Genomic DNA, 24,441 nt, shown 5'->3' with positions numbered 1-24,441 from the left:
CGCGGCGGGCGCGTCGAGGCTCAGCGCACCCACATGCCGGGCGCGGAGTCCCGGTATCCGCAGGCGCGATAGGCGGCGTCGATCATGCTCTGGGCGCGGTCGTTCAGGCCCACGCCGCCGCCGAGACGGTTCATGACGTAGCCGAACGACATCTTGGCCTCGCCGTCGGCGAAGCCGATGCTGCCGCCGAAGCCCGGCGTGCCGAAGGCCTGCTCGCCGATGATCACGTGCTCGCCCGGGCCCAGGCGGCGATCGCCCCACGATTTCGAGAAGCCCAGGGTGAAGGCTGTGGGGATCCTCAGGACCGTGTCGCAACCCGAGGCGGACCGGACTCGGCGCATGTAGGGCAGGGCCTGTGGAGAGACCAGCTTCACACCGTCCACCGAGCCGTCGCGCGACAGGGGAGCGTAGAGCCGCGCCAGGGCCCGCGCGTTGGTGATCGCGCCGGCCGCCGGGATTTCCGCGGCGTGACGTTCGACCGAATTGATCATCGCCGGGGCGGTGTCGCCGCCATTGTTCCACAGCATGTGACCCACCCAGTCCGGTTCGACCTCCAGCTTCTTGCCCATCGGCGAGTTCGGGCTGGCGTCCGGCAGGTACAGAGTGGCGACCCGCGGTTCCTCTGACGGCGGCAGGCCGAACCAGGCGTCGGCGCCCAGCGGTTCGGCGACCTCCTGGCGGAAGAACCGACCCAGGGACATGCCGGTGACGCGCCGGACGATCTCCCCCTCGAGATTGCCGAGCGTCATCGCATGATAGCCATGGGCGGTTCCCGGCTCCCAGATCGGCGTCGACCGGGCGAGCATCTCGGTCGGCGGCTCCCAGTCCAGCAGCGCGCCGTCCGGGAGCGGCTCCATCCAGAAGGGCAGGCCCGCCTGATGGCTCATCACCATTCCGACGGTGACGCCGGCCTTTCCGTTGGCGGCGAACTGCGGCCAGTACTTGGCCACGGGTGCGTCGAAATCCACGGCTCCGCGATCGGCCAGGACGTGCAGGCACATCGCCGCCAGGCCCTTGCTGGTCGAGAAGACGACCGCGAGGGTGTCCTCCTCCCAGGGGCATTCGCCGCCCTCATCCGCCTGGCCGGCCCAAAGGTCGACCACCGGCGCGCCGTCGAGGCAGATGGCGACCGACGCGCCGAGCTCGCCGCGGTCCGTGAAGTTGCGCTCGAACTCCGCCCTCACCTCGGCGAACTGGGGCGCGCAGGTCCCGTGGATCGTGATGCCCTGAGCCGCCATCGCTTCCCTCCCTTGATTTGAGAGGATGGCCTAGGGACGCCTCCGTAGGCCGTCGAGGACACCTCCGGCGTCAGGGGGGACCGCTTTTCCCGTCCCGGGGCTCGCACCTTCGGGCGCGGGTCCGCGCGGACCTAGCCCGCGAACCGGCGGTTCAGCTTGCGCATGCCGCCGATCCAGCGGTCGTAGTCGGCGGTCTTGTTGCGCATGTATGTCAGCACCTCGGGGTGCGGCAGGATCAGGAACTCCTCCTTCTCCAGCGACTGCACGACCACGTCCGCCAGGAACTCCGGCTCCATCATCCCGTCGATCGCGGCGACGCCGTCCGGGTTGCCGGCGGTCATCGCCGTCTTCACCGCCTGCGGGCACAGCACGCTGACCTTGATGCCTTGGTCGCCGTGAGTGATGGCCAGCCACTCCGCCAGACCCACCGCGGCGTGCTTGGTCACCGCGTAGGGCGCCGAGCCGATCTGGCTGAGCAGGCCCGCCGCGGAGGACGTGTTCATCAGATAGCCGCCGCCGCGGGCGGCCATCAGGGGCGTCAGATGCCGCGCAGCCCAGACGTGGGCCATGACGTTGATGTCCCATATCCGCTGCCAGTCGACGTCGGGCGTCTCGGTCCCGCCGCCCACACCGATACCGGCGTTGGAACAGAACAGGTCGATCGGCCCGATCTCGGCTTCCACCGTCTCGATCAACGCCCGGATGTCGGCTTCCCTGGAGACATCGGTCATAAAGGCCCGGCCGCCGCACATCTCCGCCGTCGCCTTCGCGCCCGCGTGGTCGCGGTCGGCACAGACGATGGCCTTTGCCCCTTCCGCCTCGAAACGCACGCAAAGCGCCCGCCCGATCCCGCTGGCCGCGCCGGTGACCACGACGATCTTGTCTTCAAGGTTCATTTTTCGTTCGCGCCCTCACCTGCTCAACCGCAGAGCAAGGCATCGATATCGCCCGCCGCGTGGCGCTCGGCCAGATCCTTGTTCACCACGCGGCCGCGCCGCACCGCCGGCCGTCCGGCGATCTGGTGCGTCCAGCGCCGCACATGTTTGTAGCTCTCGACGTCCAGGAACACGTAGGAGTCGTAGCCGCCGTCCGTGGTCAGCAGGCCGTGCCAGGGCCAGACCGCGATGTCGGCGATGGTGTATTCATCGCCGGCCAGGTACTCGCTCTCGGCCAACCGGCGGTCCAGGACGTCCAGCTGCCGTTTCACCTCCATGGCGAAGCGGTCGATGGCGTATTCGATCTTGGTCGGCGCGTAGGCGTAGAAGTGGCCGAAGCCGCCGCCCAGATAGGGCGTGGCGCCCATCTGCCACATCAGCCACGAGAGGGTCTCGGCCCGCATCGGCTGATAAGCAGGCAGGAAGGCGTCGAACCTTTCGGCCAGGTGGAGCAGGATCGATCCGCTCTCGAAGACGCGGATCGGTCTGGCAGGGTCCGAGCGGTCCAGCAGCGCCGGAATCTTCGAGTTGGGGTTGAGATCGACGAAGCCCGAACCGAACTGCTCGCCCTGGCCGATGTCGATCATCCAGGCGTCATATTCGGCGGGCTTTCCAAGGGCGAGCAGCTCCTCGAACAGCACCGTCACCTTGATGCCGTTGGGCGTGCCGCGTGAATACAGCTGGAACGGGTGCGTGCCGAGGGGAAGGGCCTGCTCGTGGGTCGAGCCAGCGAGCGGCCGGTTGATGCTGGCGAAGCGTCCGCCATTCTGCCTTTCCCATCGCCACACCTTGGGCGGGGTGTAGTCGGATCCATCGGACATCTGTCTCGCTCCTCCCGCGCCCGGCGGCGCGCTGGCCGGCGTCGCAAGTCGGCGTCTATCGCCGCTGTCGGACGTTCGGGGGAGGACAGGTTCGCCATGGGACGGGGACGGATTCGCAGAGCCCACGCGGCAAGGGCGCGCGACGCCACCGGACCGCGCCTCGTCATCGACGCGGGCTTCCGCGTACCCGGCGCACGATAGGCGCCGGCAGAGCGGCAACGGGCTGGCCCTTGGCTTCGACCCCGCTGCCTCCCCTCGTGGCAGAGCCGTTAAACGCGCCGCGGCCCGGGGGAGACGGGGGCGCCTTGGAGGCCGGGTGTCTGCATCCAATGGCGACCGTGGGCCAGGGCGGCCACGTCCGCACGCATGGCGGACCGCAGCGCCGCCAGGTCGGCGGCGGTCGCGCCGCACGCCAGGGTGCGCACCATCGAACCGACGAAGAGGTACTGCGCCATGGCCCCGGCGGCGGCGCCTGCCTCGGGGGGGAGACGTGTGAAGGCGCGGGCCCAACCTGCCGACAGGACATCCACGGCGCGAACGAGCGGTGACCGCAACTCCGGACGCCGCGCCGTCTCGAGCCAGGTCGACAGTCCCGCGATGTTCTCCGTCCCAAACTCCGTCAACTCGCGCTCATGGATGATGGAGGTGAGGTCGGCGAGATCGGCATGGCCGACGATATCGCGCGGGCGCGACATGGCCGCCCGGTAGCGTTCGCGTGACCGCAGGAGAAGCGCCTGCTGCGCGGCCACGGCCAAGGCCTGCGGCGACGCGAAATGGTAGGACGGCGCCGCCGGCGAGAGCCCCGCCTCCGCAGCCACCGCGCGCAACGTCAGGGCGCCCACGCCAGACGTCGAGACGAGTCGGGCGGCGGCGGCGAGCAGGCGCTCGCGCGTCTGGGCGGATTTCCGCGAGAGGGCGGGTTCGGGGGCGGCGGCGGACACCCGCGCCAGGTCCAGGTGGGGCGCGAGGCCGCCGATGAAGGCGCTGCGGGCCTGGGTGGCGTCCAGATCCAGGGCCAATCCGTAGAACAGCCCGCCGACGATGAGGTCGATCGCCCCCGTGGCCACCGTCGCGGCGTCGTCCGATCTCACGCCGCAGAGACGCGCGACTTGCGCCCAAAGCTCATGCAGTCGCTCGAACCAGGCTCGCACATGGACGCGCGCCTGCACGTGGCGTGCGCCTTCGAGCATGATCTCACACCACGCCAGCGTCCGTGTCCGGCGCCGGCTCACGCCGAGGGCGATGACCTGGACGACGCGCTGAGGCAGGCTGTCCGGACCACCGTCGCGGAGGGCGCGGATGACGCGGTCGAAGTCGCCGAGGTACCCCGCAAGCAGGTCGTTTGACGCCGCCGCGATGAGGTCGTCCTTGGTGGCGAAGTAATAGGTTGTGGCGGACAGGCTCGCGCCGGAGGCCTTCGCGACCTGCCGGTGGGTGAGGTTCGCGGCACCGGACGTCGCCAGGATCTCGATGACCGCGTCGGTAATGGCGCGCCGCGTGCGCTCCGAGCGCATCTGCTTCGGCGCACGACCGCGGACAGGTCTTTCGATCGCGACGCTCTTCACATCTCCCCCAGCCGCCAGCCTGCGACAACTGCCGACGCCGGACCGGACAGGCCCGCCTTCCGGAGCTCGAGCGCGCTCTGCTCCCAGCCCTGCCGGGGTAAGATCTGGTCCGTGGTGTCGGCCAAGTCGGCCCAACGCGCCGCGATCTCTTCGGCCTCCGCCACCAGGGCCAGGCGTTCCGCATGGGCGCGGCTCATCATCAGCGCGACGCGGTCGTTCAGGTTGATCATGGACTTAGGCCTTCTCGATGAGCCTCGGTGGCGGACAGCCCGCGGCCGCCACCGGCGCCAGTTTTTGTGTTTCTGTACCGTTTATGCCGAAGGGCCGGATAGAGGCCTTCCGCTTGGGTGACAAGGGCCGGTGTGCGTGCCTTGCTTCCTTTCACACCCGCCGCCGCGTGGTCGCCGGTGCGAGGCGCCGGCAGCCCGGCGCGTGGAGGGCGGGCGCGCGCGACATTCGCCTGCGACCGGAACGGCGCCCGCGGATGTCCGAACCGGACCTCCCCGCGTCCGCAGTTTCTCCGCAGATGTCCCCCTCAACAAACAATACCGAGGGGGAAATTCAGATGATTCATAAGCAGCGCCGCCAGTGTGTGATCCCTGGCCTCGCGGTCCTGTTCGGAAGCAGCGCCCTTTCCGGCGCCGCTCTGGCGCAACAGGGCGCCGAACCTTCTCAGCCCAACCAGGGGGCCCAGCTCGAAGAGTTGGTCGTGACGGCGCAGCGACGGTCGGAATCGGTCCAGGACGTGCCCGCCGCCATCACCGCCCTGAGTGGCGCGGCGCTGGCCAACCGCGGCATCGACGACGTCTCCACCCTGCAGTTCGCAGTGCCCAACGTCACGTTCGGCCGCAGTCTGGGCACCACCCAGATCGCGATCCGCGGCGTCGGCCGCTCGACGACCACCGGCGCGCCCTCGGTGGCGGTGAACATCGATGGCGTCTACCAGCCGCGCAGCCCCAGCATGGTGCTGGCCCAGGCCGACCTGGACCGGGTCGAGCTGCTGCGCGGGCCACAGGGTACGCTGTATGGCCGCAACGCCAACGCCGGAGCCATCAACTTCCTCAGCGTCGCGCCGAAGTCCGACTTCGGCGGCCAGGTGCTGGCCAGCTATGCGACCTACGACGAATACCACCTCCAGGGGGTGCTGAACGCGCCGGTGGGAGATCGCGTCCGCGCCCGCCTGGTCATCGACCGCAACAAGCGGAGCGACGGCTTCGTGAAGAATATCGCCGGCGGACCGGACCTCGACACGCTGTCGACGACGGCGGCGCGCCTGCGGGTCAGCGTCGACATCGCGCCGGGCCTGACCAACGATCTGGCCTTCAGCGCGATCCATGCCAGCGGGGCGGCCGACTACTATGTGCCGTCGACCCGGCCCAACGCCACCGGCTTGGCGCTCAACCCGTTCATCGCGGCGGCGATCGTGCCGACCAAGAAGCTGCGGACCAGCGCCCTTGGCGTCACCGGTAGCGCGCGCAACATCGAGCAGATCAGCAACACCCTGACCTGGCAGGGGGAGGCGCTACAGGTGAAGTCGATCACCGCCTTCCAGCGCTACGACAACCAGTTCGACATGGACCGCGACGGGGTGGACCTGACGATCGTGGAGTCCCACGCCGACGAGCACGCGACGACTTTCTCCCAGGAGTTCAACCTGGGCGGCGCGACGGGTCCGGTCGACTGGGTGGCCGGAGCCTACTACGCGCGCGACAAGCTCTCGATCGTCACCTTCTACGCTTTCCCGCTCGGTTTCGCCCCGCTGCCGCGGAACTCGTTCCTGGTGCAGGACATGCCGGAAGCCAAGACGGTGTCGCGGGCCGCGTTCGCCGACGCGACCGTGAAAATCACCGAGCGCCTGAAGCTGATCGGCGGCCTGCGCTACTCGCGCGACGACATCGATGTCGTGCATCGCAACTACATCGGCAGCCTTGTGACGGGAGCCACCACGCTCAACACCTGCCCGCGGCAGGTGGACGACCTGATGTACGACGGCGTCACCTATCGGGCCGGCGCGCAGTACGAGGTCAGCGGCAACGTCAACACCTTCGCGACGGTGTCGAAGGGCTTCAAGGCTGGCGGTGTGAACAACTCCGGGTGCAACAACGCCTTCGCGCCGGAGTACATCAAGTCGTATGAGGCGGGCTTCAAGAGCGAGCTGCTGGGCCGCACCCTGCGCCTGAACGCCTCGGCCTTCTGGTACGACTACAGCGACTTCCAGCTCACCCAGGTGGTGGGCATCGCCGGCCGCATCACCAATGCGGCGTCCGCCCGGCTGAAGGGCGTCGAGGTCGAAGCGAACTGGGCTCCGGTCGAGCACTGGAGCTTCAACGCCAACGCGTCGATCCTGGACGCCAAGTTCCTGGACTTCACCAGCGTCGACTCATTGAACCCGAGCCTCGGCGCCCAGAATGTGCGGGGCAACCGCCTGCCGAACGCCCCGAAGTATTCGGGCGGCGTCGGCGCGCAGTACATGACGGGCCGCGAGGACTGGGGTCAGCTCACGGTGCGGGGCGACGTGGCCTATCGGTCCAAGCTCTATTTCCGGGAGTTCAACGATCCGGCCGAGAGCCAGTCCGCCTTCGCCGTCGTGGACGCCAACGTCATCTGGGACGCTCCGGACGACGCCTACAGCGTCCGCCTGTTCGCGACCAATCTGTTCAACAAGGGCTACTGGACGTCCATGCTCGCGGTGGATGGCTTCGGCAGCCGCGACGGCTCGTTCGGGGCGCCGCGGCAGGTGGGCGCCGAGCTCAAGGCGCGCTTCTGATGCGAGCATGGGTGTTGGGCGCCGTGGCGGGGCTTTTGGCCGCCTCGGCCGCATGTGCGGAGACGCCCGGCGTCGCTGCCTGTTCGGCCTTGAAGGGGTGGAACGCGCCGGCCTCGGCGATCGGCTTGCCGACGCGCGGTGCTTACGTCGTCACCGCAGCGGTCGAGGGGCGGCCTGGCGGCGACGCTGGCCATTGCAAGGTCGAGGCGGCGATCCGGCCGATCGGAGATGCGCCTGAAATCCGCGTCTCGCTCTCGCTGCCAAGCGCGTGGAACGGCAAGGCGCTCATGCTGGGCGGGGGCGGCTTCGATGGCGTCATGCCGGTCACCGATGGCCCGCTCTTCGATCTGCCCGCCGACAAGGTGCCAACCCCGCTGCAGCGCGGCTATGTGGTGTTCGGCAGCGATAGCGGTCACCAGTCGAACAGCGCCTCCGCGCCGATCCCGGCCGTCGACGCCGAGTTCGCGCTGAACGAGGAGGCGTTCCGGAACTATGCCGGGGATGCGATCAAGAAGACCCGCGACGCCAGCCTGGCGCTCACGCGGGCCTACTATGGGCGCGAGGCGGAGAGCGTCTATTTCGCAGGCGGCTCGAACGGCGGTCGCGAAGCCCTGGTGGCCGTCTCGCGCTGGCCGCGCGACTTCGACGGCGCCATCGCCCTGTATCCCTTCTGGAACGGAGGGACAGCGGCCCTGGCGTTCGGCCATGTCATGCACGGCTTTGCCAAGCCCGGCGCCTATGTGGGGCCAGACCTGCAGGCGCTGCTCTTCGAGACGGTGATGACGCAGTGCGACGCGCTCGATGGTCTCGCCGATCGGCTGGTTTCCAATCCCGACGCATGCCGGGCGGACCTGGCGCCGATCGCCTGCGGGCCCGCCGCGGCGACCCACCCGTGTCTGAGTCCGCCGCAGATCGCCGCCCTTCGCCGCTACGCCTCGCCAGTCCGCTTCGCCTATCGCCGGTCGGGCGAGCGCGCCTATCCGGGCTGGCCCGTCCTGCAGGGCGCCGACCTTCGGGGCGCGCAGCAACTTGGGCAGACCGCGCCGGTGTCGCCGCCCGTGCCCGAGATGCCGATCATCGGCCACTTCTGGGACGGCTTCCTGCGCTTCGTCGCGGCGCGCGATCCTGCTCTGAACGCGCTGAAGGTCGATCCGACGGCGCCCGGCGACCTGGCTCCGGCTCTCGATGCCGCGGCTCGCAGCCTCGACGCGCCGCCCATCGACCTGTCGGACTTCACCGCCCACGGCGGCAAGCTGATCGTCGTCCACGGTCTCGCCGACGCCATCGTCAGTCCCTGGTCCACCGACGAGTACTGGCGCCGGCTCGAGGCCCTGAACGGCAAGGCGCGCCTGGTGCGCTCGGCGCGGTTCTTCACGATCCCGGGCTATGGTCATGGACCGGGGGGACTCAGCGCCTTTGAGCCGATCTGGGACCCGCTGGCGGCGCTCGATGTCTGGCGCGAAGCCGGGACGGCGCCGGACGGCCTGACCATCGAGGATGGATCTCCGACGGCCCGGGGCCAACGCCCGCTTTGCGCCTTTCCGACCTGGATCCAGTATCGCGGGATCGGCGACCCCCGCCAGGCCGGGAGCTTCACATGTGCGGCCCCGGCCGTGTCGCGGCAGGGGCGCGGGGCAGTTCCGCCTACGCGTCCATGATGCGCGTGAGGTCGTGGATCTGACGATGCACAGCGGTCAGGCGTGCGTCGGACTTGCCCTCGGCTCGGATGGCGCTCGGGGACAGGCCGGTGCGCCCGCGCAGGAAGCGGCGGAAGCTGCGCTCCTCGGCGTAGCCGAGCTCCGCGGCGATGTCCGACACCGAGCGATCGGTCTCCGACAGGAGGTCACGGGCCCGCCCGACGATCGCTTCGGCCCGCAGGTCGCGGAAGCTGGCGCCGGTGGCTTTTCGCACCCGCCGGCGGGCCTGGCGCGCGCCGAGATGCGGCAGGATCATGAAGGCCTGTCGTGGCGTGTGGGCGTCGATCGGCGCGCCATCCAAGAGCGTGGCGGGCTCGCGATCGTCGCTTAGCGAAAACCGTAAGGCGTCCCACAACGGTTCCTCGAACGAGGCGGCGCGACGCTCGAGGGCCAGGCACGCGGTCGGCAGGCGCAGCGCCGTGCGTCCGTTCGCGACGACCGGCGTGCTGTCCCAGAAATGGCGTCCGCCGAGGCTGGGATGGTCCGGGCACGCGGTCGTGATGGAAATCACCGGCGTCCGGTCACGGATGTGCCAGGCCATGAACGCGTTGAGGGGCGCCAGCCAAATGTCCTCCAGCAAGGCGGCCTGGACCCGGTCGGGGCCCGTCGCACGGAGGATGATTTCCGCCTCGTCCCCGTGGATGCTCAGGTCGAGTTGGAAGGTCGCGTTCGCCACCGCGAAATATCGGCTGAGCGCCTCCAGGCCCGCGCCCAGCGTGCGCGCGCTGCCCATCACCCGAAGCCCGACCGAGGCGAAACCCGGCGGCAAGCGGCGGCTGCCGAGGGCATGGCCCTCATCGCGAAGCGCCATGATGCTGTGAAGCATCAGGAGCGTGTTTTCCGCCCGCGTGAGGAACTCGGCCCCGGGCGCGACGCCAGTCCGCCGCAGGAGATCGTCGAACAGACCTCCATTCTGCGACTCAAAGCGCCTGTGCACCCATTCGATCGGGATGGTCATTCGCGCCTCCGCGCACCACAGGACAGAATCGGATGCGCCGCGTCAACGCGATGGGCGCCACGTTGGGGCGCCCCGACCCGTCATAGCCCGCCGCGGACCTCCATGCTGTGCGCAGCAAAGGTCAGCGCGGAGCGCCCGCGGATCGGGCGGCGATGAGCTGGTCGATGTTTTCCAGGAAGAACTTCAGGACCGGCGAGGGGTTGTCGGCGCGATAGCCTGCCGCCACCTCGATGACGGGCGCGTTGCCGGTGAGCTGCCGGCTGACGACCGACGTCGGCAGCAGAGGCTCCACATAGGCCGGCAGCAGGGTGACCCCTCCGGTCGAGGCCACGAGCGATATGCCCGTCGCGAACCCATCCAGGAAATGCGTGGGTGAGACGGCGACGCCGCGGTCGCGCAGGTATCGGTCGACGACGTCCCGCAGTACGTGCGGCGTGTCCGAGTACCCGATGAAGGCGCGCGGATCGAGGTCGCGTGGATCGATCGCGGCCTGGGCGGCCAGCGGATGATCGCGAGGCAGGATCGCGACGATCGGCTCGTGGGCGATGACCTTGTAGCTGACCTCGGGCTTGGGCTCGATCCGCGAGAATCCGAGATCGATGTCGCCCCGCGCCACCGCGTCGGCCACATGCGGCGAGAAGTCGCTCGAGACCCGGAGGTCGATGTCCTTCAGCTGGTCCTGCAGCAGGTCCGTCAGGCGCCGCAGCCACTCCACCTCCTGGCCCGTCAGGAAGCCCACCGAGAAGCTGGTCTTCGGAGGCCGCGCCGCGCGCCGGGCGGCGGCCACCGCCTCGCCCGCCTGATGCAGCGACAGCCGGGCGTGCTCAAGGAAGGCCTGCCCCGCCGGCGTGAGTTCGACGCCGCGGGAGTTACGGACGAAAAGCTGGGCGCCCACCTCGTGCTCCAGATCGCGGAGCTGCCGGCTCAGCGAGGGTTGGGCGGTGTGCAGCCGCTTCTCGGCCGCGACGGTGAGGCTGCCCTCCTCAGCGACCGCAACGAAGTACCTGAGATGGCGAAGTTCCATGGCGATCCATGCCTGTGAGGCATGGCTGCCAAAGAAACAAGGTCGTTCTTCGGGCCCACACCCCTCTGTAGCTAGACGGGCGTCGAAGACGAATGTCTGCCGCGCGGGCATGGCGCCCGGTGGCGGAGGCCTTCGTGACCAAAGGAGCACACCATGACCACCATCTCGATCGTGACCGGCGCCAGCCGCGGACTCGGCCGCAACACCGCCCTCAGCATCGCGCGCCACGGCGGCGACGTCATCCTCACCTACCGGAGCGGCGCCGACGGCGCGCAGGCCGTCGTCTCCGAGATCCAGGCGCTCGGCCGGAAGGCCGTGGCGCTGCAGCTGGATGTCGGGGACCTCACGGAATTCCCAGCGTTCGTCGACCGTGTGCGCTCAGTGTTGACGGGGACGTGGGGGCGCGACCGCTTCGACCACCTCGTGAACAACGCCGGCCACGGTGAGATGACCGCCTTCGCGGAGACAACGGAGGCTCAGTTCGACCTGCTGTTCGACGTTCATGTGAAGGGCGTGTTCTTCCTCACCCAGGCGCTGCTGCCGCTGCTGGCCGACGGCGGGCGGATCGTGAACTTCTCTTCGGGCCTGACCCGCGTCACCTATCCGGGCTTCTCGGCCTACTCCGCCGCCAAGGGCGCCATCGAAGTCCTGACGCTCTATATGGCGAAGGAACTGGGCGGGCGCGGCATCACCGCGAACGCCATCGCGCCGGGGGCCATAGAGACCGACTTCCTGGGCGGGGCGGTGCGCGACACGCCGGCCTACAACGACGCCTTCGCCGCCATGACGGCCTTGGGCCGCGTCGGGACCCCTGACGACATCGGCCCGATGGTCGCAACCCTGCTGGGCCCGGACAGCCGCTGGGTCAACGCGCAGCGGATCGAAGTCTCGGGCGGCCAGAACATCTGACGGCGCGCCCCGGCCAGGCGATGGAGGCCCGGTGGGCCGACGACCGTTCCGGGCGCACCGCGGACAGATCAACCTGGTTCAGCGGCCGCGCTCGGAACCGGCGTCCAACGCCGTCAGTCCAAGGCGCACAAAGTCTGCGACGGCGTCGGCGATCTCGATGCGGCGCTGGGGCGTCGTCTCGATGAACGGCTTGGCGAGCCAGGCTGAGGGGCCGGTGGCGAGCACGAGAAACTCCTCGGCGTCCAGGCGGCGGATCTCGTTCTCGGCCTGCGCCTGGTGGATGCGCGTGCGGGCCGCGACCGTCAGTTGGTCAGCCATGTCGTCGACCACGGCCCGGGCGTCTGGCGCGAGGGCGTCAAGCCCGCTGCCATGCCGAAGCGGGGCGATCGCGGGGTCTTGCTGGGCGATCGCGTGGGCCCGTTGCTGCGCGTCCAGGGCCTCGGCCGCCGAGAGGTCGAGGAGCCCCGCGGCGTCGGAGATGTAGAGGGCGATGCGGAAGGCCCGCTCGTAGCATGCCTTCACGATGGAGGGCTTGTCGCCCACGTTGCGGTAGAGGGTCCGCGTGCTGGTGCCGAGCGCCGCGGCGATCTCCTCGAGCGAGGTGGTGTCGATGCCCTTGGCGTCGAACAGCCTCGATGCGGTCCGGAGGATGGTCTCCCGGCGCGCCTCGCGCAGCCCGGCCGGGTCGAGTGCGACGGTCTCGCCCGCCCGGAGCGGCGTGAGGTCCATGCGGACCGGCGAGCGGATCTCGCGCCGATCCGCCGCGACACCGTTGGCCACGAGGTCGCAGATCAAGGCGATGAGGCGCTGGCGGTCCAGGGCCTGCCAAGCCCGCCATCGGTGGGCGAGGGGCAGCCAGTAGACCATGCTGACGATGCAGCGGGCCGCGACGTCGGTGTCGCAGCGCCGTATCTCGCCCGCGCGGATCCCGCCCTCGAGGATGCCGCCGAGCCGCGCGATCACCCCGGCGTGGAGCGCCAGGATCGTGGCCCGTTCCGGCTCGCGCAGCAGGCCGATCTCGTTCAGGGCGGCGATCTCGGGCGCTGCCGGCGACAGGGTCGCGGCGACGAAGGCGTTGATCGACTCAAGCACGGTCTGGCCGGTCTGCGCCGACGCTTCGAGGTTGCGGGCCAGCACCTCGACGGACCGCCGGTAGACCTTGAAGACGAGGTCCTCCCGGTCATCGACGTAGTAGTAGAGCGCCGCCCGGGAGAGCTCGAGTCCGTCGGCGATGTCGGGGAGCGAGGTCAGGAGGACGCCATGGTCGTTGAACTGGCGCGCCGCCTCGTCGAGCAGGGCCTCGAACCGCGCGCGCAGCGGCGGCGCCTCCGGCGGACGGGCCAGGTCATCTTCCGAGACAGTGCGTCGCCCCATGCCGGCCACATAACGGCGAAGCGCGCCCTTCGCCAAGCCATTCGGCATCCGCAGGACGTTGGGTACGCATCCGTAGGCGAAGTCTCGGATCTCCTAGCTCCGAGCGGCGATCGAGGGCTCCGGTCTGTGTCCGCGCCTCGGAAATAGTGCGGCTTGACAGAAATTCGTCGTCGTACGTACAAGATGTACGCATACGTAAATAAGCCACCCGCAGAGGCGGCGATGTAGCAACGAAGGGCCGCGGGCCGGTCTTTGGGGAGATGATCATGACGACGCCGCAGAATCGCCTGACCGCCACCGCGTCCTGGATGGCGTTGATCCTGGCCGCGCCCTCTATGGCGCTCGCCCAGGCTGGAGGCGGGGCTGAGGGCGGCGCGCAACTCGAGGAACTGATCGTCACGGCGCAGAAGCGCGAGCAGTCGGTGCAGGACGTGCCCGGCGCGATCTCGGCGCTGGGGGCCGAGGCGATCCAGCGCCAGGGGATCACCGACGCCACCAACCTGCAGTTCCATGTGCCCAGCCTGGTCGCCGGGAAGCTGGCGGGGGTGACGGCCGTGAGCATCCGCGGCGTCGGCCTCAACCAATATGGCGCGACCGCCCAGCCGGGCGTCGCGGTTCACGTGGACGGGGTCTATCAGTCGCGGACCTTGACCGGCGGGCTCGGCCAGATCGATCTGGCGCGGATCGAAGTGCTGCGGGGTCCGCAGGGAACCCTCTACGGGCGCAACGCCACCGGCGGCGCGGTGAACTTCGTCACCGCTTCGCCGTCGAGCGAATTCGAGGGCTCGGTGCTGGCCGGTTACGCCAGCTACGACGACTACCATCTGAACGGCGTGCTGAACGTGCCGCTGAGCGACAAGGTCCGCACGCGGCTGGTGCTCGACTACACGGACCGCAACAAGGGCTTCGTGAAGAACGTGGTCCCGGGCGGCCCGGAGGCCGACAAGGGATCGGCCCTCAGCGCGCGCTTCAAGGTGGCGGCGGATCTTGCAGAGAATGCCGAGGTCGAGCTGGCGGCCTACTACCTGCGGCGGGAAGGGGGGTTCCCGTGGCTGCAGCTGAACTCGCCGCCGAGCGCCGGCGCGATCGCCGGCAATCCCTTTTTCGCGGGCGCGATCGCGCCGCTGAAACCACTGCGGTTCAGCGCCGATCTGAAGCCGTCCTCGACGCTGGAAACCTACGGCGGATCGGCGACGGCCACGGTGGACTTCGCCGGCGCCAAGCTGAAGTCGATCACCGCCTGGTCCTGGTACTCATATGAGGGGCTCTACGACTCGGACGGCACCAACATCGCGTTCTCGCCGCTGCTGGACGTCGCCAAGTCCACGACGGTCTCCCAGGAGTTCAACCTGAGCGGCGACGCCGGGCGTCTGGATTGGCTGGTCGGCGCCTTCTACATGAATGACAACCTCAAGGCCTTCACCCAGTTCGACTTCCCGGTGGGCTACCCGGCCGCGGGCTTGGCGCCCGCCGCCCGCCTGACCAGCGCGTCCTTCCCCTATCGGGTGAAGTCGGCTGCGGTCTTCACCGACAACGTCTTCAACGTCACCGACCGCCTGCGTCTCCTGGCGGGGGCGCGGTATTCGGAGGACAAGGTCACCTCGCGCTCGACGACCATCATCAACCGCGTGCAGGTCGCGCCGGGCGTCATCCTCCCCAGCATCGTCAGCTGCAACGTGGTGGAGACGGACCCCACGTTCCATTCGTTCACCCCGCGCGGCGGGGTGCAGTACGACGTCAGCGACGACGTCGGGACCTATGCCACGGTCTCGCGCGGCTTCAAGGACGGCGGAGTCAACGGCTGCGACACCATCTACCAGCCGGAGAAGATCACCGCCTATGAGACGGGCCTGCGGGTGCGCGCCCTGGGCGGCTCGGTGACCTTCAACCCGACCCTCTTCTACTACGACTACACCGACTTCCAGGTGACCCAGATCCGAGGCCTGAGCTCCCCGGTGGTGAATGCGCCCAAGGCGCGGGTGAAGGGTCTGGAAATCCAGGCTGCCTGGCAGGCGAGCGAGCACATCTCCTTCGACGCGACGTTCACCGCTCTGGACGCCCAGTACGGCGCGGGCTTCACAAATACGGACACCCTGAACCTGGCCGCCGGGGTGCAGGACCTGAACGGCAAGCGGCTGAACCGGGCGCCGAAGACCTCCGGCAGCCTGGGCGCCCAGTACCGGACCTCGATGTCGGACCTGGGCCGGCTGACGCTGCGCGCGGACATCTACGCCTCGTCGCGGATCTACTTCCGGGAGTTCAACACCGCCCTGGACAGCCAGAAGGCCTATGAGGTGATCAACCTGAACGTGGTCTGGGACAGCCCCGATGGCCGCTACACGGCCCGCGGGTTCGTGTCGAACGCCGGCGACGAACACTACCTCGCCCAGTTGGGGGCGACCGACGCCTATGGGGCGCGGTTCTCCACCTACGCCCCGCCGCGGCAGATGGGCGTCGAGCTGCGGGCGCGGTTCTGATGGCGTCCAAGCTGGCCGAAGATCCGCGCATCGACCCGCGGATCAAGGCGCTGTTCGCCCAGATGCCGCCGGTTCCACCGGCGGCGGACGTTGGGAGCCGCGTCGAGATCCTGGCGTTCGAGGCCAGCGAGATGGGGCAGATGATCGCCGCCGGCCAGGCGGCCTGGGGGGACGCCCTGGACACCGAGGATGTGGCTCCCTCGGAGGGATTGTCGATCTCGCGGGAGCGCTTCGTCTCCTCGCCGGATGGGAATGAAATCCAGGTCCAGGTGATCCGGCCCGAGGGCGACGACATCCTGCCCTGCGTCTACTACATCCACGGCGGCGGCATGGAGATCATGTCGTGCTTCAACGGGATGTACCGGGGCTGGGGCAAGATCATCGCCGCCCAGGGCGTGGCCGTGGTCATGGTCGATTTCCGCAACTGCGTCCGGCCGTCTTCGGCGCCGGAGGTCGCGCCCTATCCGGCCGGTCTCAACGACTGCGTCTCGGGTGTGCGCTGGCTGCGGATCAACGCGGAGCGTCTGCGGATCGACGCGGACCGCATCGTGGTGGCGGGCGAGAGCGGCGGCGGCAACCTGACCCTGGCGACCGGAATGCGGCTGGCGCGCGAGGGGGACGCCGGGCTGGTCCGCGGGCTCTATGCCCTGTGCCCCTACATCGCCGGGCTCTGGCCGCAGGACCACTTGCCCTCCTCGGTCGCCAACAACGGCCTGGTCCTCGACCTGCACAGCAATCGCGGCCGGGTGGGCTACGGGATCGACGCCTTCGCGGCGCGTGATCCCTTGGCCTGGCCGGGCTTCGCATCGGTGTCGGACGTCGAGGGGCTGCCCGAAACGATCATCAGCGTGAACGAGTGCGATCCGCTCCGCGACGAGGGCGTCGGGTTCTACCGCCTGCTGCTCAAGGCCGGCGTGCCGGCGCGCTGCCGCCAGGTGATGGGCACGGCCCACGGGACGGAGATCTTCCTCTGCTGCCCCGACATCAGCCGCGACACCGCCGCCGACCTCGCCCGCTTCTGCCGCGCATGAGCAGACCAGGCGCCGACCACGAAGGGTATGCCAGATGACCGAGGTCACGCGCCGCGCCGGGATGGGCCTGATCGTGGGCGCCGCCGCCCTGGCCGCCACAGGGGCCGCCGAAGCGGCCGGGACGCTGTTCGCCCACGGGGTCGCGAGCGGCGATCCCACGCCGGACTCCGTGGTCCTCTGGACGCGGGTGACGACCACGGAGCCGTCGCTGCCGGTGGCATGGGAGGTGGCGCGCGATCCTGGGTTCCGGTCCGTGGTGCGCTCGGGCACCGTCGTCGCGCGCCGGGATCGCGACCACACCGTGAAGGTGGTCGCGGACGGCCTGGCGCCGGGCGATCGCTATCATTACCGGTTCCGGGCCGCAGGGCAGGCCTCGGCCGTCGGACGGTCGCGAACGCTGCCCGCCGGACGGCTGGATCGTCTGGGGATCGCGCTGATGTCCTGCGCCAGCCGCTCGCTGGGATACTTCAATACCTATGGCGCGGCCGCGAAGGACCCGGCCATCGACTTCGTCCTCCACACCGGGGACTACATCTATGAATATGGCGACGACCTGCTGAAGCAGTCGGACCGCTTCCTGCAGTCGGCGGACCCGCCGCATGAGACCGTGACACTGGAAGACTACCGGCGCCGCCATGCGAGCCACAAGGCCGATCCCCAGTCACAGGCCCTGCACGCAGCCCATCCCCTGATCGCCCTCTGGGACGACCACGAGGTCGCCAACGACAGCTGGGTGGGCGGCGCCGAGAACCACCAGCCGGGAACCGAAGGCGCCTGGGCGGCGCGTCGCGATGCTGCGATTCAGGCGTATTACGAGTGGATGCCGGTGCGCGATCCCGCGGCGGGCGGTGACCCGCTGGAGGCCTGGCGGACCTACCGGTTCGGGGATCTGGCGACGATGTGCACGCTGGAGACGCGCCTGACCGCCCGTAGCCAGCCGGTGGACTACAGGTTGTGGAAGGACAGGCTGCGGACCGTGCCGGAGCGGGCGGCCTTCCTGCGCGACGTGCTGGGGGACCGCAGTCGCGAGATGATGTCCCAGCGCGGCAAGGCGGCGCTGAAGGCCGGGCTAGAGGCGTCCGTGGCCGAGAAGCAGCCCTGGCGGATCATCGGCAACGGGACCTTGCTGGGCCGCAACTTCGTCCCGAACCTGCGGCGAGGTGGCCTGCGGCCGGAGGACCATCCGGAACTGGCCTTTCTTGACCGGTACACCGACATCCTCTGGCTGGCGGAGAACGACCTGCCGGACACCACCGGCGCCTGGGACGGATACGCCGGCGCACGGCAAGCCTTCTACGAACTCTGCCAGGGCGCGGGAGCGAAGGACCTGCTGGTCCTCACCGGCGACAGCCACGCGTTCTGGTGCAACCGACTGGCGGACGACGCGGGCGTCGCGATGGGCGTCGAGCTCGGGACCGCGGGGGTGACCATGCCGTCCTCCTTCGCCATGGCGCGGTTCAAGCCCGAGCTGATCCGGACGCTGGACGGGCTCTACACACGGCACAATTCGGAGGTCCAATGGACCGACAGCAACCACTGCGGCTACGTTCGGGTGGTGCTGGGACCGGATGCGGCCACCGCGGACTTCATCGGGGTCGACACCTCCCGGTCCGCCGCGGACGCGACGGTCACCCTGCGGAGGGCCCGGGTGGTCCGCCGAAATGGCGGGCTGGCGCTGGCCGGCTGACGCCGGCGGTCAGGCCAGGATCCCTCGCGCGGCTATGCTGGCCAGGAGCTCCGCACGGCTCGCGACATCGTCGGCGGACTGGTCGGGGGCGTTGGCGCTCCAGCAGAACAGGCCGGGCAAGGCGAGCAGGACGGCCTCGACGTCGATGGGCCGCAGGCTGCCCTCGGCGATGCCGGCTGTGATCAGGGTGCGATAGCCGCCGATCATGCGGGCGACGTGGCCGCGGACCGCCGCCTGCTCGGCGGCGCCGACCTGGCCGTAGCCCACGTAGGGGACCATGATGCAGGCGGCCGGATCGCTGTTGGCCAGGACGATGTCGCGGATCGCCGTCGTCAGCGCCTGGATCCGCGGACCCTCGAAGGCCTCGGCGGCGGACATCAGGGCCGCAGAGTAGCGGTAGGCCCGCTCGACGCAGGCGTCGACCAGGTCCTGCTTCTGGCCGACGTGGTGGTAGACGATGCGCTTGCTCAGACCCAGGCGCTCGGCGACGTCATCGACGCGGGTGGCGCCGATGCCGCGGGTGTTGAACAGGGCGGACGCCGCGATCAGGACGCTCTCGCGCCGGGCCGCGCTGATGTCCGCCCGGGAGAAGAGGTCGGGTCTCACCGGCGCCAGCGGCGCGAGGCGTTCCGGCAACGGCGCCGCCTCCGCGGGCCGCGTGGCCAGGCCCCGCAGCAGGAAACTGTGGACGCCGCGCGTCAGGAGCGTGCGGTCGGCGGGCGAGCCCCAGCGGCTGAGCAGCGAGGGCCAGCTCGCCAGGCCCAGCAGGGTCCGCGCCAGCAGACGCGCGTCGAGGTCGCGGATGCGGCCCGCGTCGATCCCCCGCCGGATCTCGCCGGCGATCCGGGTCACGAGCCCGTCCTGCCGGGCGGTGACCGCGTCGCGCTGCTCCGGACGCAGCGCCGCGAGCTCGCTCATCACCGCCAGTTCGGGGGCGGCGGTGAGGTTGATGGCGAGGAAGCCGGTAAGGGTGTCGACCGGATCCTCATGGCTCGCCTGGGCCACGTCGAAGCGCTGCCCGAGCTCGTCGCAGGCCATCAAATAGCAGCGGAACTGCAGGTCCTCGCGATCCGCGAAATAGTTGTAGAGGGCCGGCCGGGTCAGCCCGAGGGTGTCGGCGATATCGGAGAACCACTCCACCGACACGCCCATGGTGTTGAGGTGGGCGGACGCGACGGTGAGGATCTCCCGTTCCCGCCCTGTCGCGGGATCAGCCACTGCGCTCACCGACAACGACATTCCTCGTGGGTGCGAAACCGGCGGCGAGCCTAGCGGTTCGGCGCGTCCGTGACGAGCGGCCTCGGTATCGTGCGGGCGCCCTATGGCGGCGCTCCCGAGAGCAGGACCCCGGCGTCCGCGAGCCGACGCACATCCGCGGCGCCCAGGCCCAACCAGTCTTCGAGGACGTCGCCGTTGTGCTGGCCCCGACGGGCGGCGGGACCTCGGACCTCGCTGGTCGCGTCGCTGAAGCGGTAGGGCGATTGCGGGATGGGGCGGCGTCCGCCGGCGCCGTCATCCACCTGCGCGATCGCGCCGCGCGCCCGCACCGTGGGGTGCCGTTCGAGATCGCGGGCCTCGCGCACCTCGCCCCAGGCGAGGTTCATGCGGTCCATGGCGGTCGTGACCGTGGCCCAATCGGGCAGGGCCGCGAGGAAGGCGGCGATGGCGGCGCGCCGCAAACGGATCTTCTCCGCCTGGGGCATACTGGGCGCCGCCGGGTCGGCGAGGCCATGGACCTCGGCGAGCCGTCGCCAGATCAGCCGGGTGTCGGCCGCGACCAGCAGCGGTCCGGCGCCGCTGGGCCAGACGTCAGGCGGCGCGCCCTGCAGATCCTCGGCGCCTTCGAGCGCCAGGTGCAGGTTGTCGTCGGTGACCAGGCTGGCGTCCAGCATGCCGAGGTCGATGTGCTGTCCGAGGCCGGTCCGGGCCCGCAGGAGCACGGCCGCAAGGATGGCGATCGCCCCGTGGAGGCCGGCGTTGGTGTCGGCCGCGTTCCAGGGCAGGTCCGACAGCGCGCCGACGGTCGACATCCGCGCGCTGCGGGCGAGCAGTCCGGATTCCGCGTGGATGACCGAGGCATAGGCGGCGCGACGGGACTGCGGACCGCCGGCGCCGAAGCCGGAGATCGAGAGCATGATCAGCCGTGGATTGGCCGCCCGCAGCTCCGGATACCCGAGGCCTAGGCGGGGCATGACATCGGGGCGGAAGTTCTCGATCAGGATATCGGCGCGGCCGGCCAGTCGCAAAGCCAGGTCCCGCCCCTCGGCGACGCGCAGGTCCAGGCAGACGCTGCGCTTGCCGGCGTTCTGCTGGTGGAAGAACCCGCCGATCCCGGCGACCTGCCGGCCCCACAGCCGGCTGACGTCGCCTTCCGGCGGCTCGACCTTCACCACGTCGGCGCCGAGGTCGCAGAGCATGCGCCCGGCGATGGGGCCGGAGAGAACGCGCGTCAGGTCGAGGACGCGCAAGCCGGCCAGGGGGCTGGGCGGCGCCGTGGCGGTCATGTCGCGGCCCGACGGGGCAGGATGACGATCGCGTGGCCGGGGCAGGTGGACTCGCCCTCCTGGTTGGTGACGTCGATTTCCAGCCGGACCTGCCCCTCGTCCCCGACCAGGTCGGCGGCGACCACGCGGCCGACGACCGTGAGCTCGTCGTGCTTCTGGTTCATCAGCCGGTAGCGGCAGGTGAGCTCGCGGACCTCGGCGGCGTCGCCGATCCAGGCCTGCAGGGCGTTCAGCATGTACGCGAAGCGCAGGTTGCCCATGCCGAAAGCGCCTGCGGGGTTGCCGGCGCGACGGCCGTCCTCGTCGTCCATGTGGAACGGCATGAACTCGTCGTTGACCGCGGCGTAGCGGTTCCAGTGCATGAAGTCCGTCGTCCGGGTCCACGCGGGCAGGATGTCGCCCAGGCGGACATCCTCGAAGTGCAGCGTCTGGGTCATCGGTCGCCTCAGTAGCGGACGAAGGTGGAGATGCGGCGGCGGACGAGGACGGCGTCCTGGTTGGTCCACTCGGTCTCGACATCGACGTAGAGCATCAGGCCGAAGCGGCCCTGGCGCTCCCGGAAGTCCTGAACCCGGACCCGTTCGGCGATGACATCTCCGGGCCGTTGGGGAACGCCATAGGTCTCCGTCTGGCCGCCGTTCAGGCTGGTGAGTTTCACGCCCTTCGGTGACGGCAGCGGCGCCAGCGGAATGCGCACGATCGGCCAGGCGAAGGGGTTGAAGTCCGGCGGGGCGACGATCCCGCCCCAGCGGGTGGCGGCGGCGTAGGCCTCATCCCAGTGCAACGGGGGCGGGGTCTGCGGCCACCAGGTGGCGATGGCCCATTTGCGGATGTCCGACGCTGAGACCGGTGGCGACCAGGTGGTCGCACGCCATTGGCCCTTCAGCGCCTCCAGCTCCGGTGTGATGAGGGTTTCGAGCCCTGAGGTCATCCGCGTCTCCCTTGGCGCGGCCGGCTCTGTTCCGGCCTTGACGGTGATTTTACGAAATGACCTATATGTGTACTTAAACGTAAATCAAGCAGCTTTGGCGGTATTGCCGGAGCCTGGGTCGGAACGAGGAGGCGGGATGTCGCGTGGGGTTGTGAAGGGCGAGGCCCGGGTCTCGGCTCTGCTGGACGCATTGGTGGCGCGAGGTGTCGTGCCGGGCGCCAGCGTGCTCGTGCGGCGCGAAGCAAGGCCGGACTTCTACCACGCGGCCGGCCTGCGCGATCGCGAGGCGGGCGAGCCCGTGACGCGCGACACGATCTTCCGCATTTTCTCTATGACCAAGCCGGTCACGGCGGCCGCCGTGATGGCCCTGGTGGATGACGGACGCGTCGGGCTCGACGACGACGTGCTGAAGTTCATCCCGGAATTCGAGGGGCTGGGTGTCTATGCCGGCGGGACCGGCGCCTCGATCCAGACCACCCGCGCCGGGCCGATGACGGTCCGGGATCTGCTCACCCACACCGCAGGGTTCTCGTACTGGTTCCAGGCCGGCTCGCCCGTGACGGCCCTTTACGAGGAAGTCCTGGGCGCCGGGCGGTTCGAGCCGTGGCGGTTCGATCCGGCGGCGGGCGGGCTGAACGGACTGGCGAAGGCCCTGGCGCGCGTGCCGCTCGTCAGCCCGCCCGGCGCCCGCTGGCACTACAGCATGGCGCTGGAGGTCGCCGGCCTGGTGGTGGAGCGCGCGAGCGGCCAGACCCTCGATGCGTTCATGGCCTCGCGGATCTTCGAGCCCCTCGGCATGGTCGACACCGCATTCTCCGTGGCGCCGGAGAAGGCGTCGCGACTGGCGTCGCTCTACGGTCCGGCGCCTGGCGGCGGACTGGAGCGGCTGGAACGCGGTCGCGAGAGTGCGCTCCTGCGTCCGGTGCCGGGCCTGTCCGGCGGGGGTGGGCTCACGTCCACAATCGACGACTACGGGCGGTTCGCCGAGATGCTGCGTCGCGGTGGCGCGTTCGACGGCAAGCGGGTCCTGTCGGACGGCTCCGTTGCGGCGATGATGACCAATCAGCTCCGCCCCGACCAACTGGCCGAGCTGCCGGAACTGGCCGCCTTCGGGCTGGGCGGAAGCGGCGATGGTCTGGGGTTCGGGCTGGGCGGCGCGGTGGTGGTCGCGCCGTCGAAAAATGGCGTCCCGACCGTACTCGGGGAGTACAGCTGGGGTGGCGCCGCCAGCACGACCTTCTGGGTCGATCGTGCGAACGGCTTGTCGGTGGTCTTCATGACACAGGTTCTGCCGCCCAGTCCTGAGATGCTCTGGGATAAGCTGCACGCTGCCATTTACGGCTGAGGATCGTCGGCAAACGACGCACGAGGCGACTCCTCCCCGCCTGGAGGCCTGCTCGTGACGCCGAGGCCATCGCCCCCTCCTGGCAAGAAAACGGGCGGAGCGTCGAGACCTGGATCGACCGGGAATTCCATGGGTGTGGCGTGAAAGCGAGCCCAGCTGATCGGCGTCACCCTGTCGGGTGCGCCCGCTGCTTCGAGCTCTGCTAGGCGGCGACGGCGCCCGCCTCCGCGATCCGGTCGCGAAGTTCGTCCGCGCTCAGGATGGCGATGGCGCCGCCTTCGGCGGCCAGCGCTTCGGCTCTCAGGAAGGTGTTCGTGCTCCGCACGCCGGCGGAGAACGGCCGGGGGCCGGCGACGACCAGCATGGTGGTCGTGCGGCCGACGTTGGCCATGAAGCGTCCGCCCGCGGCGGCGATCTCGGCCGGTAGGGCGACGTCGTGCGGCGAGGCGATGAGCACGATCTTCTCGCCGAGCAGCGGTCCGCTGGACGCTGGGCTGGGACGCGGACGACGTCGGCCGGGGTTGCGCCAAGGTTCGGCCATCCAGCCGTCCAGGTCGATGCCGGTGTGGTCGATGGCCTTGACGATCACCCAGCCGGCGACCCTGGCGTCACTGAGGGCGTCGTGGTGCCTGTGCTCGAGTCCGAGGCGCCCGGCCAGCGCATTGAGGCGGTGGGTCGGCAGGTCCGGCCAGGCGTGGCGAGCGACCTTCACGCTGTCGAGCCAGCGGCTCTGGATCATCGGTGCGCCGGCGATCCGGCAGGCGGCCGACAGTGCGCCGTGGTCGAACATCGAATGCGCGGCGGTGATGCGGCCGCCGAGGTGTCCGCGGAGCGTCGTATAGAGCTGGGCGAAGGTCGGCTGGCCGCGGACGTGCTTCGCGCCGATCCCGTGCAGGCGGGTGTTGAAGCCGCTGAAGACATCCTGCGGATCGACGAGCGTCTCGTAGGTCAGCACTTCGCGGCCGTCGCGGAATCCGACGATCCCGATCTGGCAGATGCTGGAGACGCGGTGGCAGGCGGTCTCGACGTCGATCACCACGAAGTCGAGTTCTGGGCGGGTCGACGGTCCCTCCGGTGCGAAGAACGGCAGCGGCGTGGTTCTCGGCTCGACGAGCGGGTCGAGCTCGGACGCCGGCTTCAGCCCGAACTGCTTCGTCAGGTCCTGCAGAATCGACACG

20 protein-coding genes are annotated in these 24,441 nt (G+C 69.8%); 7 read left to right on the top strand and 13 right to left on the bottom strand.

Annotated elements, in window-relative coordinates; genetic code table 11:
• Positions 1–20: 20 nt before the first annotated feature.
• From EPO51_RS12270 to EPO51_RS12250, 5 genes are all read right to left on the bottom strand, one after another.
• Positions 21–1,238: a serine hydrolase domain-containing protein gene (locus tag EPO51_RS12270; RefSeq protein ID WP_293350785.1), complete on the bottom strand. Its 1,218-nt coding sequence runs from the start codon at positions 1,236–1,238 to the stop codon at positions 21–23.
• Positions 1,239–1,369: 131 nt separating this feature from the next.
• Entirely contained in the window at positions 1,370–2,134 is a 765-nt protein-coding gene (locus EPO51_RS12265) for an SDR family oxidoreductase (RefSeq protein ID WP_293350783.1), read from the bottom strand.
• A 23-nt stretch (positions 2,135–2,157) separates the two neighbouring features.
• Positions 2,158–2,994: a glutathione-dependent disulfide-bond oxidoreductase gene (yghU, locus tag EPO51_RS12260; protein WP_293350781.1), complete on the bottom strand. Its 837-nt coding sequence runs from the start codon at positions 2,992–2,994 to the stop codon at positions 2,158–2,160.
• 269 nt (positions 2,995–3,263) lie between these two features.
• A complete protein-coding gene (locus EPO51_RS12255) occupies positions 3,264–4,559 on the bottom strand; it encodes a TetR/AcrR family transcriptional regulator (RefSeq protein WP_293350779.1) in 1,296 nt (431 codons plus the stop codon).
• Positions 4,556–4,789 carry a hypothetical protein gene (locus EPO51_RS12250; protein ID WP_293350777.1) on the bottom strand — a complete coding sequence of 78 codons (234 nt, stop codon included), beginning with the start codon at positions 4,787–4,789 and terminating at the stop codon, positions 4,556–4,558. The genes EPO51_RS12255 and EPO51_RS12250 overlap by 4 nt, the downstream gene beginning before the upstream one ends.
• 335 nt (positions 4,790–5,124) lie before the next feature.
• On the opposite strand from EPO51_RS12250, the gene EPO51_RS12245 reads away from it, so the two are divergent.
• Positions 5,125–7,326: a TonB-dependent receptor gene (locus EPO51_RS12245; protein WP_293350774.1), complete on the top strand. Its 2,202-nt coding sequence runs from the start codon at positions 5,125–5,127 to the stop codon at positions 7,324–7,326.
• A 125-nt stretch (positions 7,327–7,451) separates the two neighbouring features.
• Positions 7,452–8,984 (top strand): tannase/feruloyl esterase family alpha/beta hydrolase, encoded by a 1,533-nt coding sequence (locus EPO51_RS12240; RefSeq protein ID WP_293350772.1) that lies wholly within the window; start codon positions 7,452–7,454, stop codon positions 8,982–8,984.
• Here EPO51_RS12240 and EPO51_RS12235 read toward each other — a convergent pair.
• Complete coding sequence (locus EPO51_RS12235; RefSeq protein ID WP_293350769.1) at positions 8,971–9,981, bottom strand: AraC family transcriptional regulator; 1,011 nt, start codon at positions 9,979–9,981, stop codon at positions 8,971–8,973. The two genes, EPO51_RS12240 and EPO51_RS12235, sit on opposite strands and share 14 nt — an antisense overlap.
• 121 nt (positions 9,982–10,102) lie before the next feature.
• On the bottom strand, positions 10,103–11,005 hold the full coding sequence (locus EPO51_RS12230) for a LysR substrate-binding domain-containing protein (RefSeq protein ID WP_293350766.1): 903 nt from the start codon (positions 11,003–11,005) through the stop codon (positions 10,103–10,105).
• 153 nt (positions 11,006–11,158) lie between these two features.
• Here EPO51_RS12230 and EPO51_RS12225 point away from each other — a divergent pair, with 153 nt between their 5' ends.
• A complete protein-coding gene (locus EPO51_RS12225; protein WP_293350763.1) occupies positions 11,159–11,914 on the top strand; it encodes an SDR family NAD(P)-dependent oxidoreductase in 756 nt (251 codons plus the stop codon).
• 78 nt (positions 11,915–11,992) lie between these two features.
• Here EPO51_RS12225 and EPO51_RS12220 read toward each other — a convergent pair whose 3' ends face one another.
• A complete protein-coding gene (locus EPO51_RS12220; protein WP_293350760.1) occupies positions 11,993–13,288 on the bottom strand; it encodes a TetR/AcrR family transcriptional regulator in 1,296 nt (431 codons plus the stop codon).
• Between the two features lie 266 nt (positions 13,289–13,554).
• Between EPO51_RS12220 and EPO51_RS12215 the strand changes: the two genes are divergently transcribed.
• The 3 genes from EPO51_RS12215 to EPO51_RS12205 are packed head-to-tail and all read left to right on the top strand — an operon-like array spanning position 13,555 to position 18,483.
• The gene (locus EPO51_RS12215) at positions 13,555–15,765 is read left to right on the top strand and encodes a TonB-dependent receptor (RefSeq protein WP_293350757.1); all 2,211 of its coding nucleotides are present in this window, start codon (positions 13,555–13,557) and stop codon (positions 15,763–15,765) included.
• Entirely contained in the window at positions 15,765–16,796 is a 1,032-nt protein-coding gene (locus tag EPO51_RS12210) for an alpha/beta hydrolase (RefSeq protein ID WP_293350754.1), read from the top strand. Before EPO51_RS12215 ends, EPO51_RS12210 begins: the two co-directional genes overlap by 1 nt.
• Before the next feature lie 34 nt (positions 16,797–16,830).
• Positions 16,831–18,483, top strand: coding sequence for an alkaline phosphatase D family protein (locus tag EPO51_RS12205; RefSeq protein ID WP_293350751.1), 1,653 nt, complete (start codon positions 16,831–16,833; stop codon positions 18,481–18,483).
• Between the two features lie 9 nt (positions 18,484–18,492).
• Here the strand turns inward: EPO51_RS12205 and EPO51_RS12200 are convergent, their stop codons facing one another.
• From EPO51_RS12200 to EPO51_RS12185, 4 genes are all read right to left on the bottom strand, one after another.
• Positions 18,493–19,710, bottom strand: coding sequence for a TetR family transcriptional regulator (locus tag EPO51_RS12200; RefSeq protein ID WP_293350748.1), 1,218 nt, complete (start codon positions 19,708–19,710; stop codon positions 18,493–18,495).
• Between the two features lie 92 nt (positions 19,711–19,802).
• A complete protein-coding gene (locus EPO51_RS12195) occupies positions 19,803–20,987 on the bottom strand; it encodes a CaiB/BaiF CoA transferase family protein (protein WP_293350745.1) in 1,185 nt (394 codons plus the stop codon).
• On the bottom strand, positions 20,984–21,424 hold the full coding sequence (locus EPO51_RS12190) for a MaoC family dehydratase (RefSeq protein WP_293350742.1): 441 nt from the start codon (positions 21,422–21,424) through the stop codon (positions 20,984–20,986). Before EPO51_RS12190 ends, EPO51_RS12195 begins: the two co-directional genes overlap by 4 nt.
• 8 nt (positions 21,425–21,432) lie before the next feature.
• Positions 21,433–21,918 (bottom strand): FAS1-like dehydratase domain-containing protein, encoded by a 486-nt coding sequence (locus EPO51_RS12185; protein ID WP_293350739.1) that lies wholly within the window; start codon positions 21,916–21,918, stop codon positions 21,433–21,435.
• A 136-nt stretch (positions 21,919–22,054) separates the two neighbouring features.
• Here EPO51_RS12185 and EPO51_RS12180 point away from each other — a divergent pair, with 136 nt between their 5' ends.
• The gene (locus EPO51_RS12180; RefSeq protein ID WP_293350737.1) at positions 22,055–23,263 is read left to right on the top strand and encodes a serine hydrolase domain-containing protein; all 1,209 of its coding nucleotides are present in this window, start codon (positions 22,055–22,057) and stop codon (positions 23,261–23,263) included.
• Between the two features lie 202 nt (positions 23,264–23,465).
• Here the strand turns inward: EPO51_RS12180 and EPO51_RS12175 are convergent, their stop codons facing one another.
• Positions 23,466–24,440: an exonuclease domain-containing protein gene (locus EPO51_RS12175; protein WP_293350734.1), complete on the bottom strand. Its 975-nt coding sequence runs from the start codon at positions 24,438–24,440 to the stop codon at positions 23,466–23,468.
• Position 24,441 lies beyond the last annotated feature (1 nt).

The sequence above is a fragment of the Phenylobacterium sp. genome (genome assembly GCF_004297125.1).
Taxonomy (GTDB): Bacteria; Pseudomonadota; Alphaproteobacteria; order Caulobacterales; family Caulobacteraceae; genus Phenylobacterium.
This window is presented reverse-complemented; position numbering and strand designations above follow the sequence as displayed.

Excerpts from the sequence above, each read along its gene's own strand:
- EPO51_RS12270 (WP_293350785.1), bottom strand. The coding sequence starts at position 1,238 with ATGGCGGCTCAGGGCATCACGATCCACGGGACCTGCGCGCCCCAGTTC.
- EPO51_RS12265 (WP_293350783.1), bottom strand. The coding sequence starts at position 2,134 with ATGAACCTTGAAGACAAGATCGTCGTGGTCACCGGCGCGGCCAGCGGG.
- yghU (WP_293350781.1), bottom strand. The coding sequence starts at position 2,994 with ATGTCCGATGGATCCGACTACACCCCGCCCAAGGTGTGGCGATGGGAA.
- EPO51_RS12250 (WP_293350777.1), bottom strand. The coding sequence starts at position 4,789 with ATGATCAACCTGAACGACCGCGTCGCGCTGATGATGAGCCGCGCCCAT.
- EPO51_RS12245 (WP_293350774.1), top strand. The coding sequence starts at position 5,125 with ATGATTCATAAGCAGCGCCGCCAGTGTGTGATCCCTGGCCTCGCGGTC.
- EPO51_RS12235 (WP_293350769.1), bottom strand. The coding sequence starts at position 9,981 with ATGACCATCCCGATCGAATGGGTGCACAGGCGCTTTGAGTCGCAGAAT.
- EPO51_RS12230 (WP_293350766.1), bottom strand. The coding sequence starts at position 11,005 with ATGGAACTTCGCCATCTCAGGTACTTCGTTGCGGTCGCTGAGGAGGGC.
- EPO51_RS12225 (WP_293350763.1), top strand. The coding sequence starts at position 11,159 with ATGACCACCATCTCGATCGTGACCGGCGCCAGCCGCGGACTCGGCCGC.
- EPO51_RS12220 (WP_293350760.1), bottom strand. The coding sequence starts at position 13,288 with ATGGGGCGACGCACTGTCTCGGAAGATGACCTGGCCCGTCCGCCGGAG.
- EPO51_RS12215 (WP_293350757.1), top strand. The coding sequence starts at position 13,555 with ATGACGACGCCGCAGAATCGCCTGACCGCCACCGCGTCCTGGATGGCG.
- EPO51_RS12210 (WP_293350754.1), top strand. The coding sequence starts at position 15,765 with ATGGCGTCCAAGCTGGCCGAAGATCCGCGCATCGACCCGCGGATCAAG.
- EPO51_RS12205 (WP_293350751.1), top strand. The coding sequence starts at position 16,831 with ATGACCGAGGTCACGCGCCGCGCCGGGATGGGCCTGATCGTGGGCGCC.
- EPO51_RS12195 (WP_293350745.1), bottom strand. The coding sequence starts at position 20,987 with ATGACCGCCACGGCGCCGCCCAGCCCCCTGGCCGGCTTGCGCGTCCTC.
- EPO51_RS12190 (WP_293350742.1), bottom strand. The coding sequence starts at position 21,424 with ATGACCCAGACGCTGCACTTCGAGGATGTCCGCCTGGGCGACATCCTG.
- EPO51_RS12185 (WP_293350739.1), bottom strand. The coding sequence starts at position 21,918 with ATGACCTCAGGGCTCGAAACCCTCATCACACCGGAGCTGGAGGCGCTG.
- EPO51_RS12180 (WP_293350737.1), top strand. The coding sequence starts at position 22,055 with ATGTCGCGTGGGGTTGTGAAGGGCGAGGCCCGGGTCTCGGCTCTGCTG.